This is a genomic window from Mesorhizobium sp. M1C.F.Ca.ET.210.01.1.1 (assembly GCF_004791585.1).
Lineage (GTDB): Bacteria > Pseudomonadota > Alphaproteobacteria > Rhizobiales > Rhizobiaceae > Mesorhizobium.
Window position 1 is genome coordinate 327,900 of record NZ_SRUU01000003.1, and the last position, 14,278, is coordinate 342,177.

Below are 14,278 nucleotides of genomic sequence, written 5' to 3' on the forward strand. Positions count from 1 at the left end.
CCAACAGTTTCCCCCTCTATACGTAGCGGAACACGCCAATGGCGTAGACTACGGAGAGAGCGAGAGCCCACCACAGGTTGGGCCCAACGAGACCCAGCCAAGCGAGATGGATAAAGGCGCTGCCGAGCAGCGAAAGGAAGAGGCGGTCACCGCGCGTCGTTTCGAAGCGCAGCACGCCGACGCGCGGATTGCCGCCCGGCGAGACATATTCCCAGGCAGCCATGCCGAAGAGCAGCAGAAAGATGGTTCCGAAGAAGGCCGCCGTCGGCCAGGTCCACGCCATCCAGGAGAGGTCGAGGTTCATGATCATACCCTCCCCAGGGCGAAGCCCTTGGCAATGTAGTTGCGGACGAACCAGATGACCACCGCGCCGGGGATCAGCGTCAGCACGCCGGCGGCGGCCAGCAGACCCCAGTCCATGCCCGCGGCCGAGACGGTGCGCGTCATGGTGGCGGCGATCGGCTTGGCGTCCGTCGTCGTCAGCGTGCGCGCGATCAACAGTTCCACCCATGAGAACATGAAGCAGAAGAAGCAGGCCACCCCAATGCCGCTCGCGATCAGCGGCATGAAGATTTTCACGAAGAAGCGCGGGAAGGAATAACCGTCGATATAGGCGGTCTCGTCGATCTCCTTCGGCACGCCGGACATGAAGCCCTCCAGGATCCACACCGCCAGCGGCACGTTGAACAGGCAGTGCGCCAGCGCCACTGCGATATGCGTGTCGATGAGGCCGAAGGCCGAATAGAGCTGGAAGAACGGCAGTGCGAACACCGCCGGCGGCGCCATGCGGTTGGTGAGCAGCCAGAAGAACAGGTGCTTGTCACCGAGGAAGCGGTAGCGCGAGAAGGCGTAAGCCGCCGGCAGCGCCACGGTGACCGAGATCACCATGTTCATCACCACATAGGTGATGGAATTGATGTAGCCCGAATACCAGGACGCGTCGGTGAAGATGATGCTGTAGTTGCGCAGCGTCGGCTGGTGCGGATAAAGCGTCAGCGACGAGATGATCTCCTGGTTGGTCTTGAAGCTCATATTGATGAGCCAGTAGATCGGCAGCAGCAGGACGATGATGTAGATCGTCGGCACGATCCACCACCAACGCGATTCCTCGCCTCGGCGACGCATGAGCCGCGCGATCTCGTCTTGCGACAGAGCGCTGCTCAGTCCTTCCGAAACCGTCGTCTCACTCACTCTGTTCGTTCTTTCGTTGACGCCGGTCATGTCAGCGCTCCGCGTCATAGTTGGTCATCACGGTGTAGAACACCCATGACAACAACAGGATGATCAGGAAGTAGACGAGCGACATGGCCGCCGCCGGACCGAGGTCGAACTGTCCGAGTGCGGTCTTGACGAGGTCGATCGACAGGAAGGTGGTCGAATTGCCGGGACCGCCGCCGGTCACGACGAAGGGCTCGGTGTAGATCATGAAACTGTCCATGAAGCGCAGCAGCACCGCGATCAGCAGCACGCGCTGCATCTTCGGCAACTGGATGAAGCGGAACACCGCCCAGCGCGAGGCGCCGTCGATCTTGGCCGCCTGGTAGAAGGCGTCCGGGATCGAAACCAGGCCGGCGTAGCAGAGCAGCACGACTAGGCTCGTCCAGTGCCAGACATCCATGATGATAACGGTGACCCAGGCGTCGATCGGATTCTGCACATAGTTGTAGTTGATGCCGAGCTTGTTGACGTAGTAGCCAAGCAGGCCGATGTCGTTGCGGCCAAAGACCTGCCAGATCGTGCCGACGACGTTCCACGGAATGAGCAGCGGCAACGCCATCAGCACAAGGCAGACTGGCACGCCCCAGCCCTTCTTCGGCATGTTGAGCGCGATGAAGATGCCGAGCGGGACCTCGATCGCCAGGATGATGAAGGAGAAGATCAGGTTGCGCACCATCGCTTCCCAGAAGCGGTCGGAGGCGAGCAGCTCCTCGAACCATTCCGTGCCGGCCCAGAAGAAGACGTTGTTGCCGAACGTGTCCTGCACCGAATAGTTGACGACGGTCATCAAGGGGATGACGGCGGAGAACGCCACCAGCACCAGCACCGGCAGGACAAGGAACCAGGCCCTGTTGTTCCAGGTCTTTTCCATCTATGCCCCCATCTCGACGCGCCATGAATCGGCATAGATGTTGATGCCGGCCGGCTCGAAGCGGACTTTTGGTTCGGCCGGCACCTCGTCGTCCTCGCCGATGACGGCGGCGATCTCCTTGCCTTCGAGATTGGCGCGAACGACTTTGTGGCGGCCGACATCCTCGACCTTGCTGACGGACACCGCCATGCCTTCACGGCCGAGCCGCACATATTCGGGACGAATGCCGAGCTCGACGGGACCGGCTTCGGCCTTCGGCGTGCCGGGCAGCTCGATGCGCTGCGAGCCGAGCTTCGCGGTCCTGCCTTCGAGGGCAACCGGCAACACATTCATGCCGGGCGAACCGATGAAATAGCCGACGAAGGTGTGGCGCGGCCGCTCGAACAACTCGGCCGGCGTGCCGATCTGCACGATCTCGCCGTCATACATGACCACGACGCGGTCGGCGAAAGTCAGCGCCTCGGTCTGGTCGTGCGTGACATAGACCATGGTGTAGGCGAAGCGGCGGTGCAGTTGCTTGAGCTGCGAGCGCAGCACCCACTTCATATGCGGGTCGATGACGGTGAGCGGCTCGTCGAACAGGATCGCGTTGACATCCGAGCGCACCAGGCCGCGGCCGAGCGAGATCTTCTGCTTCTGGTCGGCGGTCAGCCCGCGCGCCTTTTTCTTCGCCAGCGAGGCGAGATCGATCATGTCGAGCGTCTCGCGCACCTTGCGATCGACATCGGCCTCCGGCACGCGGCGGTTGCGCAGCGGGAAGGCCAGATTGTCGTAGACGGTCATGGTGTCGTAGATGACCGGGAACTGGAACACCTGAGCGATGTTGCGCTCCTGCGTCGACAGATTGGTCACGTCCTTGCCGTTGAACAAGAGCTGGCCGTGCGAAGGGTGGAGCAGCCCCGAAATGATGTTGAGCAAGGTGGTCTTGCCGCAACCCGACGGCCCGAGCAGCGCATAGGCGCCGCCGTCCTCGAAGGTGTGGTGCACCTCCTTCAGCGCGAAATCCGAATCCTTCTTCGGATTGGGCAAGTAGGAGTGGCGGATATGGTTGACATCGATGCGCGCCATCGTTTCCTCCTCAGGCCGCCAGCTTCGACGCCGTCACGGCGCGGCCGTTCTGGTCGAACACCATGATGTGTCGTGGATCGATGAACACCTCGACTTCGTCGTCGGTCTCGAAATCGAGGATGCCGTGCGCGAGCATGACCCAGCGCGCATCGGCGAAGTCGAGATGGACGAAGCTTTCCGAGCCGGTGATCTCGGTGATGGTGACCTTGGCTCGCACCGGCACGGCGCCGGCATTGGGACGCTCGAGCGACAGGTGATGCGGCTGGAAGCCGATCGTGTAGCTGGCGTCCGGAATGCTCAGCAGTTCCGGCGGCACCGGCAGCTTGACGCCGCCTTCGAGCAGGAAATCCGACCCTTTCTTGGCGAGCACGATGGTGTTGAGCGGCGGGTCGGCGAAGGTTCGCGCCGTCACCAGGTCGACCGGTTTGCGGAACACTTCGACGGTCGGGCCGAACTGGGTGACGCGCCCCTCCGACAGCGTTGCCGTGTTGCCGCCGAGCAAAAGCGCCTCGTGCGGCTCGGTCGTGGCGTAGACGAAGATGGTGCCGGCGGCGGCGAAGATCTTCGGCAGCTCGGCCCGCAATTCCTCGCGCAGCTTGTAGTCGAGATTGGCGAGCGGCTCGTCGAGCAGGACCAAGCTGGCGTTCTTGACGATGGCACGGGCAAGCGCCGTGCGCTGCTGCTGGCCGCCCGAAAGGCTGAGCGGCGTGCGGTCGAGATAGGGCGTGAGCTTGAGAAGCGCGGCGGCGTTGCGGACTTCCTTGTCGATCTTGGCCTGCTCGACGCCGGCGACCCGAAGCGGCGAGGCGATGTTCTCGTAGACGGTCATCGCCGGATAGTTGATGAACTGCTGGTAGACCATGGCGACGTTGCGCTTCTGCACCGGCTGCCCAGTGACATCCTTGCCGTCGAACCAGACCGAACCAGTTGTCGGTGCGTCAAGCCCGGCCATCAGCCGCATCAGGCTGGTCTTGCCGGAAAGCGTCGGCCCGAGCAGGACGTTCAGCGAGCCGTGCTGAAGCGTCAGCGACACGTCGCGGATATGCTCCTGCGCGCCGACCGTCTTCGTCACGTTTCTCAATTCCAGCATCACGCCTCCTCCCGGGCCTTGCGCATTATCGGGCGACCCTCATTCGGCCGCCGCGACGTGGCGCCGGCCGCGCATGAATTCTTCGAGCGCCGCGGTCTGCTCGCGGCTGAAATGCAGGCCGCGCTTGGTCCTGCGCCACAAGACGTCCTCGGCGGTGACCGCCCATTCGTTCTCGACGAGATAGCGCACCTCGGCCTCGTAGAGGTCGACGCCAAAATTGCGGCCGAGATCGGCGTTCGACTTGGCGAGCCCAAGCAGCTTCTCGGCGCGCGTGCCGTAAAGCCGGGTGAACCTGCGCGCCAGCCGCTGGTCGAGGAACGGGTAGGCGTTCTTGAGCCTGGCGACCTGCGCGTCGAAGCCGGTCGCCGGAAAATCGCCGCCTGGCAGCGGCGCATTGGCGGTCCACGGCTTGCCGCGCTTGCCGAGAAATCCCTCGATCTTCTCCAGCATCGATTCCGACAGCCGGCGGAAGGTTGTGATCTTGCCGCCGAAAGCGTTGATCAAAGGCGCTGCGCCCTCCCCGCCATCGGCCTTCAGCACATAGTCGCGCGTCGCTTCCTGAGCCTTCGAGGCGCCGTCGTCATAGAGCGGGCGCACCGCCGAATAGGTCCAGACGATGTCCGAACGCTTCACGGCTTGAGCGAAATATTCGCTTGCCGCGGCGCAGAGATAGTCGACCTCGGCGTCGCTGATCTTCACGTCATGCGGATCGCCCGGATAGTCGCGGTCGGTAGTGCCGATCAGCGTGAACTCTTCCTCGTATGGAATGGCGAAGATGATGCGCCCGTCCTTGTTCTGGAAGAAATAAGCGCGCGGGTCATCGAACTTCTTGGCGATGACGATGTGGCTGCCCTGCACCAGCCGGACGTTGTGGACGTCGTTCTGCCCGACCGCCTTTGCCAGCACCTGGTCGACCCAAGGCCCCGCGGCGTTGACGAGAAGGCGAGCGCGGACTTCCTCGGTCTCGCCGGTCAGCACATTCTGGATCTTTATCGTCCAAAGCGCTCCGTTGCGGCGCGCGCTTATCACCTTGGTGCGAGTGCGGATGACAGCGCCGCGGTCGGCCGCATCGCGGGCATTGAGCGCCACCAGGCGGGCATCGTTGACCCAGCCGTCCGAATATTCGAACGCCTTGCGGAAGAGCGGCTTCAGCGGCTTGCCGGCCGGATCGCTGGCCATATCCAGCGTCTTCGTCGCCGGCAGCAGCTTGCGCCCGCCGATATGGTCGTAGAGGAACAGGCCGAGCCGGATCAGCCAGGCCGGACGCAGGCCCTTGGCATAGGGCAGCACGAAGCGCATCGGCCAGATGATGTGCGGCGCGTTCTTCCAGAGAATTTCGCGCTCCATCAGCGCTTCGCGCACCAAGCGGAATTCATAGAACTCGAGATAGCGCAGACCGCCGTGGATCAGCTTGGTCGAACCAGAGGACGTCCCGCTGGCGAGATCATTCATCTCGGCGAGGTATACCGAAAATCCGCGGCCGACGGCGTCGCGGGCGATGCCGCAACCGTTGATGCCGCCGCCTATGACGAAAATGTCATGGATCGGGGATGCGTTCACAGGGTTCCTCCACGATTTTCGCATTGCACCATTTTTGTGTTTCGCGAAACCGTAGGGGAATTATTTCGAACTAAGAACGAATGTCAAACGAAATATCACAGATGCGTGAGATACCCGCAAGACGGCCCTTTATCCGAGCGCTGTCTCGATCAAACGAACCTCAGTTTCCTCGCAGATCCTGCGTACCGAGGGGATGTCGCAGCGGTCGGTGATGAAGGTGTTGACCTGCGACAGATGGCCGATGCGAACCGGCGCCGTGCGTTCGAATTTGGTCTGGTCGGAGACGAGAATCACGTGACGCGCATTGGCGATGATGGCTTGCGCCACCTTCACTTCGCGAAAATCGAAGTCGAGCAGCGCGCCGTCATGGTCGATGGCCGAGGCGCCGATGACGGCGTAGTCGACCTTGAACTGGCGGATGAAATCGACGGCTGCTTCACCGACGACACCGCCGTCGGAGCCGCGCACGACGCCCCCGGCGATCACCACCTCGATCGAAGGATAGATACGCATCCTATTGGCAACATTGATGTTATTGGTGATGACCATAAGCCCGTTATGGTCGAGAAGCGCCTTCGAGACAGCTTCCGTCGTGGTGCCGATATTGATGAACAGCGAGGCGTTGTCGGGAATCAGCCTGGCCGCGGCGCGGCCGATCGCCTCCTTCTCATCGGCAGCGATCTTGCGCCGCGCCTCATATTCCATGTTCTCAATGCCGGAGGGAAACAGCGCCCCGCCATGAATGCGGGTCAGCAGCCGCTGATCGCAGAGATCGTTGAGGTCCTTGCGGATCGTCTGCGGTGTGACGCTGAAATGCGTCGCAAGGTCATCGACCAGCACCCGGCCATGATCCTTCGCCATCTGGATGATCTCTGCATGGCGTGGCGAAAGAAACATCCGGCATCCTCCATTTTCGCTTTTCCCGTCTATATCGGAAAACGAAAACAATGAAAAGGGATAAGCCGGCTAACGAAATTCATATGATCGCAAAGACAAACTGGTTCGCAACAGGACCTGTGCCGTCACGCAAGGCGTCGCGCGACCTCGGTGACGACATCGAACGCCGCATCGATATCGGCGGCCGTAGTCTCAAACTGCCCCACCTGGAAGCGGATCGCCACCCGCCCGTCGACGCGGGTCTGCGTCAGATAGATGCGGCCGCCCGTGTTGATGGCATCGACAAGGCGCAGATTGTGCTCATCCGCGTCAGCTCCCGCCGGGGTGCGGTGGCGGAACGAGAACAGCGACAGCATCGGCTCGGTGACGATCTCGAAATCCGCTTCTCCGGCCAGGCGTTCGGCAAGACCTTCGCTCCAGGCGACATGGCTGCGGATCATGGCACGCAGGCCTTCGAGACCATGAGCACGCAACAGGAACCAGAGTTTCAGCGCCCGGAATCGGCGGCCAAGAGGCACGGTCCACTCCGAATAGTTGATAATGCCGTCATGACCATGCGTCTTGAGGAATTCGGGTTTGATCGCAAGCGTGCGCACGAGATCTTCCGGCTGCCGAATGAACTGCATCGAGCAGTCGAACTGCGCGCCCAGCCATTTATGCGGATTGAAGACGATTGAATCGGCGCCTTCGACGCCAGCCCAGAAATGGCGGTATTCCGGGCAGATCATCGCCGATCCGGCCCAGGCCGCATCGACATGCAGATAGAGCCCGTGCCGCTTCGCGACAGCCGAAACGGCGGCGATGTCGTCCGTGCCGCCCGTGCTGGTGCCGCCGACGCAGGCGATAATGCCCGCCGGCAGCAGGCCGGCGTCGCGGTCGGCGATGATCGCCGCTTCGAGCGCCGCCGTTTCCATGGCGCGGAAAGGGCCGGCAACCGGGATGCGGACGAGGTTCTCCTCGCCGATTCCGGCAATCCAGATCGCTCGGTCGACCGAGGTGTGGACCTGGTCGGAGGAATAGACACGCAGTCTCGCCTGCCCCGCGAGGCCCTGTCTGTTTCCCTGCCATTGAAGCGCGCGCTCGCGCATGGTAAGCACCGCGGCAAGCGTTGCCGACGATGCCGAATCCTGGATGACGCCGGAAAAACCTTCGGGCAGCCCGAGCGCCTGGCGCATCCAGTCGACGACGCGGGTCTCGAGCTCGGTCGCCGCGGGCGAGGTCTGCCACAGCATGCACTGCGCCGCCATGGCCGAGACCAGATATTCGGCCACAACCGAAACCGGCGCCGCGTTAGCCGGGAAATAGGCGAAGAAGCGCGGATGCTGCCAATGCGTCATACCGGGCACGATCTTCGCTTCGAAATCGGCGAAGATCTTTTCCATCGGCTCCGCCGTTTCGGGCGGCGACTCCTCAATGCTCCTGAAAATCTCCCCGGGCGTGATTGCCGGCCGCACCGGCCGGTCGCGCAGGCTGGCCCTGTAGTCCGCGCCCCAATCGGCTGCGCGCCTCGACCAGTCGCGGAATTCCTTGTTATCCATGCATCCTCCCGGCGGCTGTCCGGACGCAGGTCGACCGGGCATCTCAATTTTGATTGACATGCCAAATACAGCAAGGCAACGGCTGCGTGGACGGGCGCCCTACCCCGGGAAGTCCGGCAGGCTGGCGAAGGCCGTCTTCAGCGCGTTCGACCAGCCGTCGGAGATGGTGCGGTAATATTGATCGTCCTGGCCGATCCGCCTCTTGAGCCCGACCTTGAAGGCGTCGTTCTCCAGGTAGAGCAGGTCGAGCGGCAGACCGACCGACAGGTTCGACTTCAGCGTCGAATCGAACGAGACGAGCAGCAGCTTTACCGTCTCCGCCAGGCTCATCGCACGGTCATAGGCGCGGATGATGATCGGCTTGCCGTATTTGGTTTCGCCGATCTGGAAGAACGGCGTGTCCTCGGTCGACTCGATGAAATTGCCTTCCGGATAGATCATGAACAGCCTGGGCGGACTGCCCTTGATCTGGCCACCCAGGATGAAGGAGGCGTTGAAATAGGAATCGGCCTTTTCGCCGGCCGGCAACGAATAGGCGATCACTTCCTTCACCGTGTCGCCGACCAGCCGCACCGCCTGATACATGGATGGTGTTTCAAGCAGCTTCTCGTGGCGATCGCCGACTGCCTTGGTGCGCTCGTCGAGCAGGCTGACCACGGCCTGGGTCGTGGCGAGGTTCCCCGCCGACATCAGCACGATGACGCGCTCGCCGGGCTGTTCCCAGACATGCATTTTCTTGAAGGTCGAGATCGAATCCATGCCGGCATTGGTGCGCGTGTCCGACATGAACACGAGCCCGTGATCGATCTTGAGGCCGACGCAATAGGTCATGATTCTTTTTAGCAGCGAATCCTGGCGGAAATTACTGCTCCACCGTGACGGTGACGGCAAGCTTCTCTTCCGCTTGCCCCAGCAGTATCCCCGACACCGGCGAGGCATCGCGATAGTCGCGTCCCGTCGCCACCCTCACATAACGTTCATCGGGAGAAATACCGTTCGCGGGGTCGAAAGCAACCCAGCCGAGCCCCGGAACATGCGCTTCCGCCCAGGCATGGCTCGCCGCTTGCTCGACCGAAGCGTCCATCATCAGATAGCCGCTGATATAGCGCGCGGGAAAACCCATGGCACGCGCCGCGGCGGCGAAGATGTGGCTATGATCCTGGCAGACCCCGCTCTTCAGCGCCAAGGCCTCCTCCGCCGCTGTGACGACGCTCGTCGTGCCCGGCTTGTAGTCGACGCGCTCCCGGATCGTGGCCATCAGCCTGTGCAGCCGCTCGATATCGGTCCCCTCGCCCGCCGCGCCCGCCAGTTCGCGAATGCCGTCGCCGGCGGTCGTAAGCGGCGTTTGCTGGCCGAACAGCCAGAGCGGCGCGAAACCATAGTGCGGGCCGGATACGCCGGCCGTGTCGCGCGTCGTCACCTCGCCCGCTGCCTCGACCGTAATGGTGTGGTGGCCGCCCTCGGCACTCACCAGCCGCGTGTCGTTGCCGAAATGGTCGGTGAAGCGCACCTCCTCGCGCGCGCCGTCGATCTTGATCGCCCAGGACGCAACCGTCTGTGTCGGTCCGCTAACCGGCAGCAGGCGCAGCCGCTGCAAGAGATACTGCACCGGCGCGTCGTAGCGGTACTCGGTCCGGTGGGTGATCTTGAGCCGCATGGCGCTTGTCTCTCCAGCGCTCAGTAGAACCGGTAGTCCAAGGCGATCTCGTCGCCCAGCCTGGTGTTGTCACGAATGAATTCAACCAGGAACTCGTGCAGGCCGTGGTCGAAAATGTCCTTGATCGACCCCTTCTTCAGCATTGCCTGGATCTTCTCGGCCGTCGCGTGACAGGCATGGCGCTCGCCATAGTCGTCGGCGAGGAATTTCAGATGTTCGCCAAGGAAGCGATAGCAGAAGGTGAGCGAGCGCGGCATGCGGACATTGAGGATCAGGTAGTCGGCGATGTTGGTCGGCTTGTACTCGGCATCATAGACCCAGCGATAGGAGCGATGCGCCGACACCGAGCGCAGGATCGATTCCCATTGATAATTGTCGAGCGTCGAGCCCACCCAGGAGATGGACGGCAAGAGCACATAGTATTTCACGTCGAGGATGCGGGCGGTGTTGTCGGCGCGCTCCACATAGGTACCGAGCTGCGAGAAATCGAAGATCTCGTTGCGCAGCATGGTGCCGTAGAACGAGCCGCGGATCAGCGCCGTCTCGCGCTTGATGGCATCGAGCACGGTCGGCAGGTCGCGCTCGTCGATCGGCCTCGCCAGCATGCGCTTCAGCGACATCCAGGCTTCGTTGATGCTCTCCCAGGTCTCACGCGTCAGCGCCGTGCGCACCATGCGCGCATTGTTGCGCGCCGTCTCGATCGACGACATCGTGCTCGACGGATTCGAAGTGTCGCGCAGCAGGAAGTCCGACACGTTGGCGACGGTGTAGTCCTGGTATTTCTGCGAGAACGCATAGTCGGAGCCGGCGCTGAGCAGCACCGAGTTCCATTCCTCAGACGCGTTCTGAGTGCGTGTCAGCGCCATGCGCAAACCGGCATCGACCAAGCGCGCCATGTTTTCGGCCCGCTCGATATAGCGATTCATCCAGTAGAGACCGTTGGCGGTGCGGCCGAGAAGCATGTCAGGCCCTTCGGGCTAGCGAATAGAGAGTAGCGAATAGCGAATAATGGCTGGTCGAAGTCCGGTCGACATTGTTCTGTCCCATCTGCTCACTGCCGGCCTCTTCAATCATCGAGCACCCACGTGTCCTTCGTCCCACCGCCCTGCGAGGAATTGACCACGAGGGATCCTTCCTTCAGGGCCACCCGGGTCAGGCCGCCAGGCACAAGCTGGATGCGGTCCGAGACGAGTACATAGGGCCTGAGGTCGACATGGCGTGGCGACAGGCCCTTCTCGGTCAGGATCGGGCAGGTCGACAGCGCGAGCGTCGGCTGGGCGATGTAGTTCGCCGGCTTCGCCTGCAGCTTCTTGGCGAACTCTTGGCATTCCTTCTTGGTTGCCGCCGGACCGACCAGCATACCGTAGCCGCCGGAGCCGTGCACCTCTTTGATGACAAGCTCGCTGATGTGCTCCAGCACATATTTCAGGCTGTCCGCCTCCGAGCAGCGCCAGGTCGGGATGTTGCCGAGGATCGCCTTGCGGCCGGTGTAGAACTCGACGATCTCGGGCATGTAGGAATAGATCGCCTTGTCGTCGGCGATGCCGGTGCCCGGCGCATTGGCGATGGTGATGTTGCCGGCGCGATAGACGTCCATGATGCCCGGCACGCCGAGCGCCGAATCTGGCCGGAAAGTCAGTGGATCGAGGAAGGCGTCGTCGACGCGCCGGTAAAGCACGTCGATCTGCTTGTAGCCTTCGGTGGTGCGCATCGTGACATGGCCGTCGACGACGCGCAGATCCTGCCCCTCGACCAGTTGCACGCCCATCTGGTCGGCAAGGAAGGCGTGCTCGAAATAGGCGGAGTTGTAGGAGCCCGGCGTCAGCACCGCGATGGTGGGGGCGCCCTTTGTGCTCTGCGGCCGCACCGCGGCAAGCGACTGGCGCAGCAGCTGCGGATAATTTTCGACCGGCCGCACCTTGATCTGCTGGAACAGCTCCGGGAAGAGCTGCATCATCGTCTCGCGGTTCTCCAGCATATAGGAGACGCCGGACGGCGTGCGGGCATTGTCCTCGAGCACATAGAATTCGTTCTCGCTGATGCGGACGATGTCGACGCCGATGATGTGGGTGTAGACGCCCGCCGGCGGCCGCACGCCGATCATCTCGGGCAGGAAGGCTTCGTTCCTAGCGACAAGATCCCTGGGAACGCGCCCGGCGCGCAAGATTTCCTGACGGTGATAGATATCGTCGAGAAAGGCGTTCAGCGCCTGCACGCGCTGCTCTATGCCCTGCGTCAGCCGGCGCCACTCCTGGCCGGAAATGATGCGCGGGACGATGTCGAAGGGTATTAGCCGCTCCGAGGCTTCCTGCTCGCCATAGACGGCAAAAGTGATGCCGGTCTTGCGGAACACGCGCTCGGCGTCCTGCATTTTCTGGGTGAGCCTGGCCGGGTCCTGTTCCTTCAGCCAGCGATCGTAAGCTTGGTATGGTCTTCTCAATCCGGAGACTTCCGGAAGCATTTCGTCGAAGGCTGCCAATCGCGTACTCCCCTCTGGAACCATTTCACTGGCCTCGCCGGAGAAAATCAAGCGCAATCGGTGATTTGGGCGATGGCGACGGTCACTCTATGCAAACTGCCTAAGATTAGGGCAGCCGGAGCGATGCCGGGTCAGGCACTGCCTCGCGGCGGGGCATTGCCGGGGCGCTCAGAACGCCCGGAAGGTGACGATGGTGAAGGTGTCCTTGATTCCGGGCAGAATCTGCACCCGCTCGTTGATGAAGTGGCCGATGTCTTCTTCGTCATCGACATAGAACTTTGCGAGCAGGTCGTAATTGCCGGCGGTCGAGTAGATTTCGGAGGCGATCTCGGCATCGGCGAGCGCGCTGGCGACCTCATAGGCTTTGCCCAGATCGCACTTTATCTGCACGAAAAATGCCTTCATTGCCCGATCCTGCCAGTCTTCACCAATAAGCGGCCCTTGTGGCAGACTGGCGACAGGCTTTCAAGCATCAGGCTGCACGAGCCCTGGCGACCGCTTGCCGCAATTGCGACCGGCATGCCGCACCGGCTACGAGCTGCCGCCCATAACGAGCGACAGAGTGCCCCTTGGGCCGGGCATCCCCTGGCAGCGGCGGGTACCAAGAATGTTCTGCAGCGATGAAACCGCGGCGCGCCGATGCGCGTATGTTAGATTGCATTCGCAAGCGAATTCCGGGGAGGCAGGTCATGCGCCGCGTATTGTTCGCATTAGCTCTCGTTCCAATGCTCATCGCTTCGATGGCCCTGGCCGGCGACGCCGAGATCAAAGCGGCCCAAACGGTCATCGACAGCCAGCTCAAGGCCTTCCTGGCCGATGACGGCGCCACCGCCTACAGCTTCGCCGCCCCGAACGTGAAGCGGATCTTCCCGACGGTCGAGACCTTCATGAACATGGTCACCAACGGCTACGCGCCGGTGCGCAGGCCGCAGAGCTACAATTTCGGCAAGGTGGAGCAGACCGGACCGGCCTCGATCATCCAGCAGGTACTGATCGTCGGCCCCGACGGCAAGGACTATGAAGCGGTCTATACGCTGGAGCAGCAGCCGGACGGTAGCTTCAAGATCACCGGCTGCAGCCTGCGCGCCTCGACCTCGGTCAGCACCTAGCCGCCGATATCAATACCGAGCCCTCCCGCCGGACATGTCAAATACCGCGCCGGTGTTGAAGCTTGACGCATCAGAACAGAGCCAGAGCACCAGCGCCGCGACCTCGTCCACCGCACCCAGCCGCTTCAACGGGCTGGCGCCGATCATGTCGCTGACGACTTCATTGCCGAGGCGTCTGATAAGGTCGGTGTCGATTGGACCAGGCGCAACGCAATTGACGCGAATACCGGTGTCGCAGACCTCGCGTGACAGCGCTTTGGTGAAGGCGATGACGCCTGCGCTCGCCGCCGAATAGGCGGCAAGATTCGGCAAGCCTTCCTTGCCCGCAAGCGACCCCATATTGATGATGCGGCCGCTGCCGGCCTGGCGCATGACCGGCAAAACCTGGTGCGTGACCTCGAACGTTCCGAGGAGATTGACACCGATGATGCGCTGCCATTCGGCCGGATCGAAGGTCTCGAAGCCGTGGTAAGGGCCGAGGTAGCCAGCATTGTTGACAAGGATGTCGATGCGGCCAGTTCCAGCGACAATCTCAGTCAGGGCGGCCTTTATGTCACCGGCCTTGGTCACGTCGACCGTCTGGTTGCGGATTCCGTCGGCCGGCACTGGATCCGCGTCCCAGATCCAAACGTCGGCACCCGACCGGGCCAAATGCGCGGCCACTGCCCTACCAATGCCCCTGGAACCACCGGTGACGATCGCCGTCTTGCCGGCAAAGTCGTATGTCACGGCCATGGCTGACCCCTCGAAGCGCAAATCTGCGCCCGAGTTGCCTATCCGTCAATCGCCGG

At 62.3% G+C, this 14,278-nt stretch carries 15 protein-coding genes; 1 reads left to right on the forward strand and 14 read right to left on the reverse strand.

Annotated features, from left to right (window positions below; genetic code table 11):
* Positions 1-16 precede the first annotated feature (16 nt).
* From EN853_RS05595 to EN853_RS05655, 13 genes are all read right to left on the reverse strand, one after another.
* On the reverse strand, positions 17-304 hold the full coding sequence (locus tag EN853_RS05595) for a DUF2160 domain-containing protein (RefSeq protein WP_126089830.1): 288 nt from the start codon (positions 302-304) through the stop codon (positions 17-19).
* A gap of 2 nt (positions 305-306) precedes the next feature.
* Positions 307-1,221, reverse strand: a complete 915-nt coding sequence (locus EN853_RS05600; RefSeq protein ID WP_127858010.1) for a carbohydrate ABC transporter permease — start codon at positions 1,219-1,221, stop codon at positions 307-309.
* Position 1,222: 1 nt separating this feature from the next.
* Positions 1,223-2,089: a sugar ABC transporter permease gene (locus tag EN853_RS05605; protein ID WP_127858009.1), complete on the reverse strand. Its 867-nt coding sequence runs from the start codon at positions 2,087-2,089 to the stop codon at positions 1,223-1,225.
* Complete coding sequence (locus tag EN853_RS05610; RefSeq protein WP_127858008.1) at positions 2,090-3,157, reverse strand: ABC transporter ATP-binding protein; 1,068 nt, start codon at positions 3,155-3,157, stop codon at positions 2,090-2,092.
* 10 nt (positions 3,158-3,167) lie between these two features.
* The gene (locus EN853_RS05615) at positions 3,168-4,247 is read right to left on the reverse strand and encodes an ABC transporter ATP-binding protein (protein WP_127858007.1); all 1,080 of its coding nucleotides are present in this window, start codon (positions 4,245-4,247) and stop codon (positions 3,168-3,170) included.
* Between the two features lie 39 nt (positions 4,248-4,286).
* The gene (glpD, locus tag EN853_RS05620; protein ID WP_127858006.1) at positions 4,287-5,807 is read right to left on the reverse strand and encodes a glycerol-3-phosphate dehydrogenase; all 1,521 of its coding nucleotides are present in this window, start codon (positions 5,805-5,807) and stop codon (positions 4,287-4,289) included.
* Positions 5,808-5,936: 129 nt separating this feature from the next.
* Positions 5,937-6,704: a DeoR/GlpR family DNA-binding transcription regulator gene (locus EN853_RS05625; protein ID WP_127858005.1), complete on the reverse strand. Its 768-nt coding sequence runs from the start codon at positions 6,702-6,704 to the stop codon at positions 5,937-5,939.
* A 125-nt stretch (positions 6,705-6,829) separates the two neighbouring features.
* Positions 6,830-8,242: a pyridoxal-dependent decarboxylase gene (locus EN853_RS05630; RefSeq protein WP_127858004.1), complete on the reverse strand. Its 1,413-nt coding sequence runs from the start codon at positions 8,240-8,242 to the stop codon at positions 6,830-6,832.
* Between the two features lie 99 nt (positions 8,243-8,341).
* The gene (locus tag EN853_RS05635; RefSeq protein ID WP_127858003.1) at positions 8,342-9,073 is read right to left on the reverse strand and encodes a peptidase; all 732 of its coding nucleotides are present in this window, start codon (positions 9,071-9,073) and stop codon (positions 8,342-8,344) included.
* Positions 9,074-9,104: 31 nt separating this feature from the next.
* Positions 9,105-9,899: a transglutaminase family protein gene (locus EN853_RS05640; RefSeq protein WP_127858002.1), complete on the reverse strand. Its 795-nt coding sequence runs from the start codon at positions 9,897-9,899 to the stop codon at positions 9,105-9,107.
* A 20-nt stretch (positions 9,900-9,919) separates the two neighbouring features.
* Positions 9,920-10,861: an alpha-E domain-containing protein gene (locus EN853_RS05645; protein ID WP_127858001.1), complete on the reverse strand. Its 942-nt coding sequence runs from the start codon at positions 10,859-10,861 to the stop codon at positions 9,920-9,922.
* A gap of 104 nt (positions 10,862-10,965) precedes the next feature.
* On the reverse strand, positions 10,966-12,378 hold the full coding sequence (locus EN853_RS05650) for a circularly permuted type 2 ATP-grasp protein (protein WP_167524382.1): 1,413 nt from the start codon (positions 12,376-12,378) through the stop codon (positions 10,966-10,968).
* Positions 12,379-12,546: 168 nt separating this feature from the next.
* Complete coding sequence (locus EN853_RS05655) at positions 12,547-12,783, reverse strand: Lrp/AsnC ligand binding domain-containing protein (RefSeq protein ID WP_066992504.1); 237 nt, start codon at positions 12,781-12,783, stop codon at positions 12,547-12,549.
* 284 nt (positions 12,784-13,067) lie between these two features.
* Here EN853_RS05655 and EN853_RS05660 point away from each other — a divergent pair, with 284 nt between their 5' ends.
* Positions 13,068-13,487 (forward strand): DUF4864 domain-containing protein, encoded by a 420-nt coding sequence (locus EN853_RS05660; RefSeq protein WP_127857999.1) that lies wholly within the window; start codon positions 13,068-13,070, stop codon positions 13,485-13,487.
* A 9-nt stretch (positions 13,488-13,496) separates the two neighbouring features.
* Here the strand turns inward: EN853_RS05660 and EN853_RS05665 are convergent, their stop codons facing one another.
* On the reverse strand, positions 13,497-14,222 hold the full coding sequence (locus EN853_RS05665) for an SDR family NAD(P)-dependent oxidoreductase (RefSeq protein ID WP_127857998.1): 726 nt from the start codon (positions 14,220-14,222) through the stop codon (positions 13,497-13,499).
* Between the last annotated feature and the right edge of the window lie 56 nt (positions 14,223-14,278).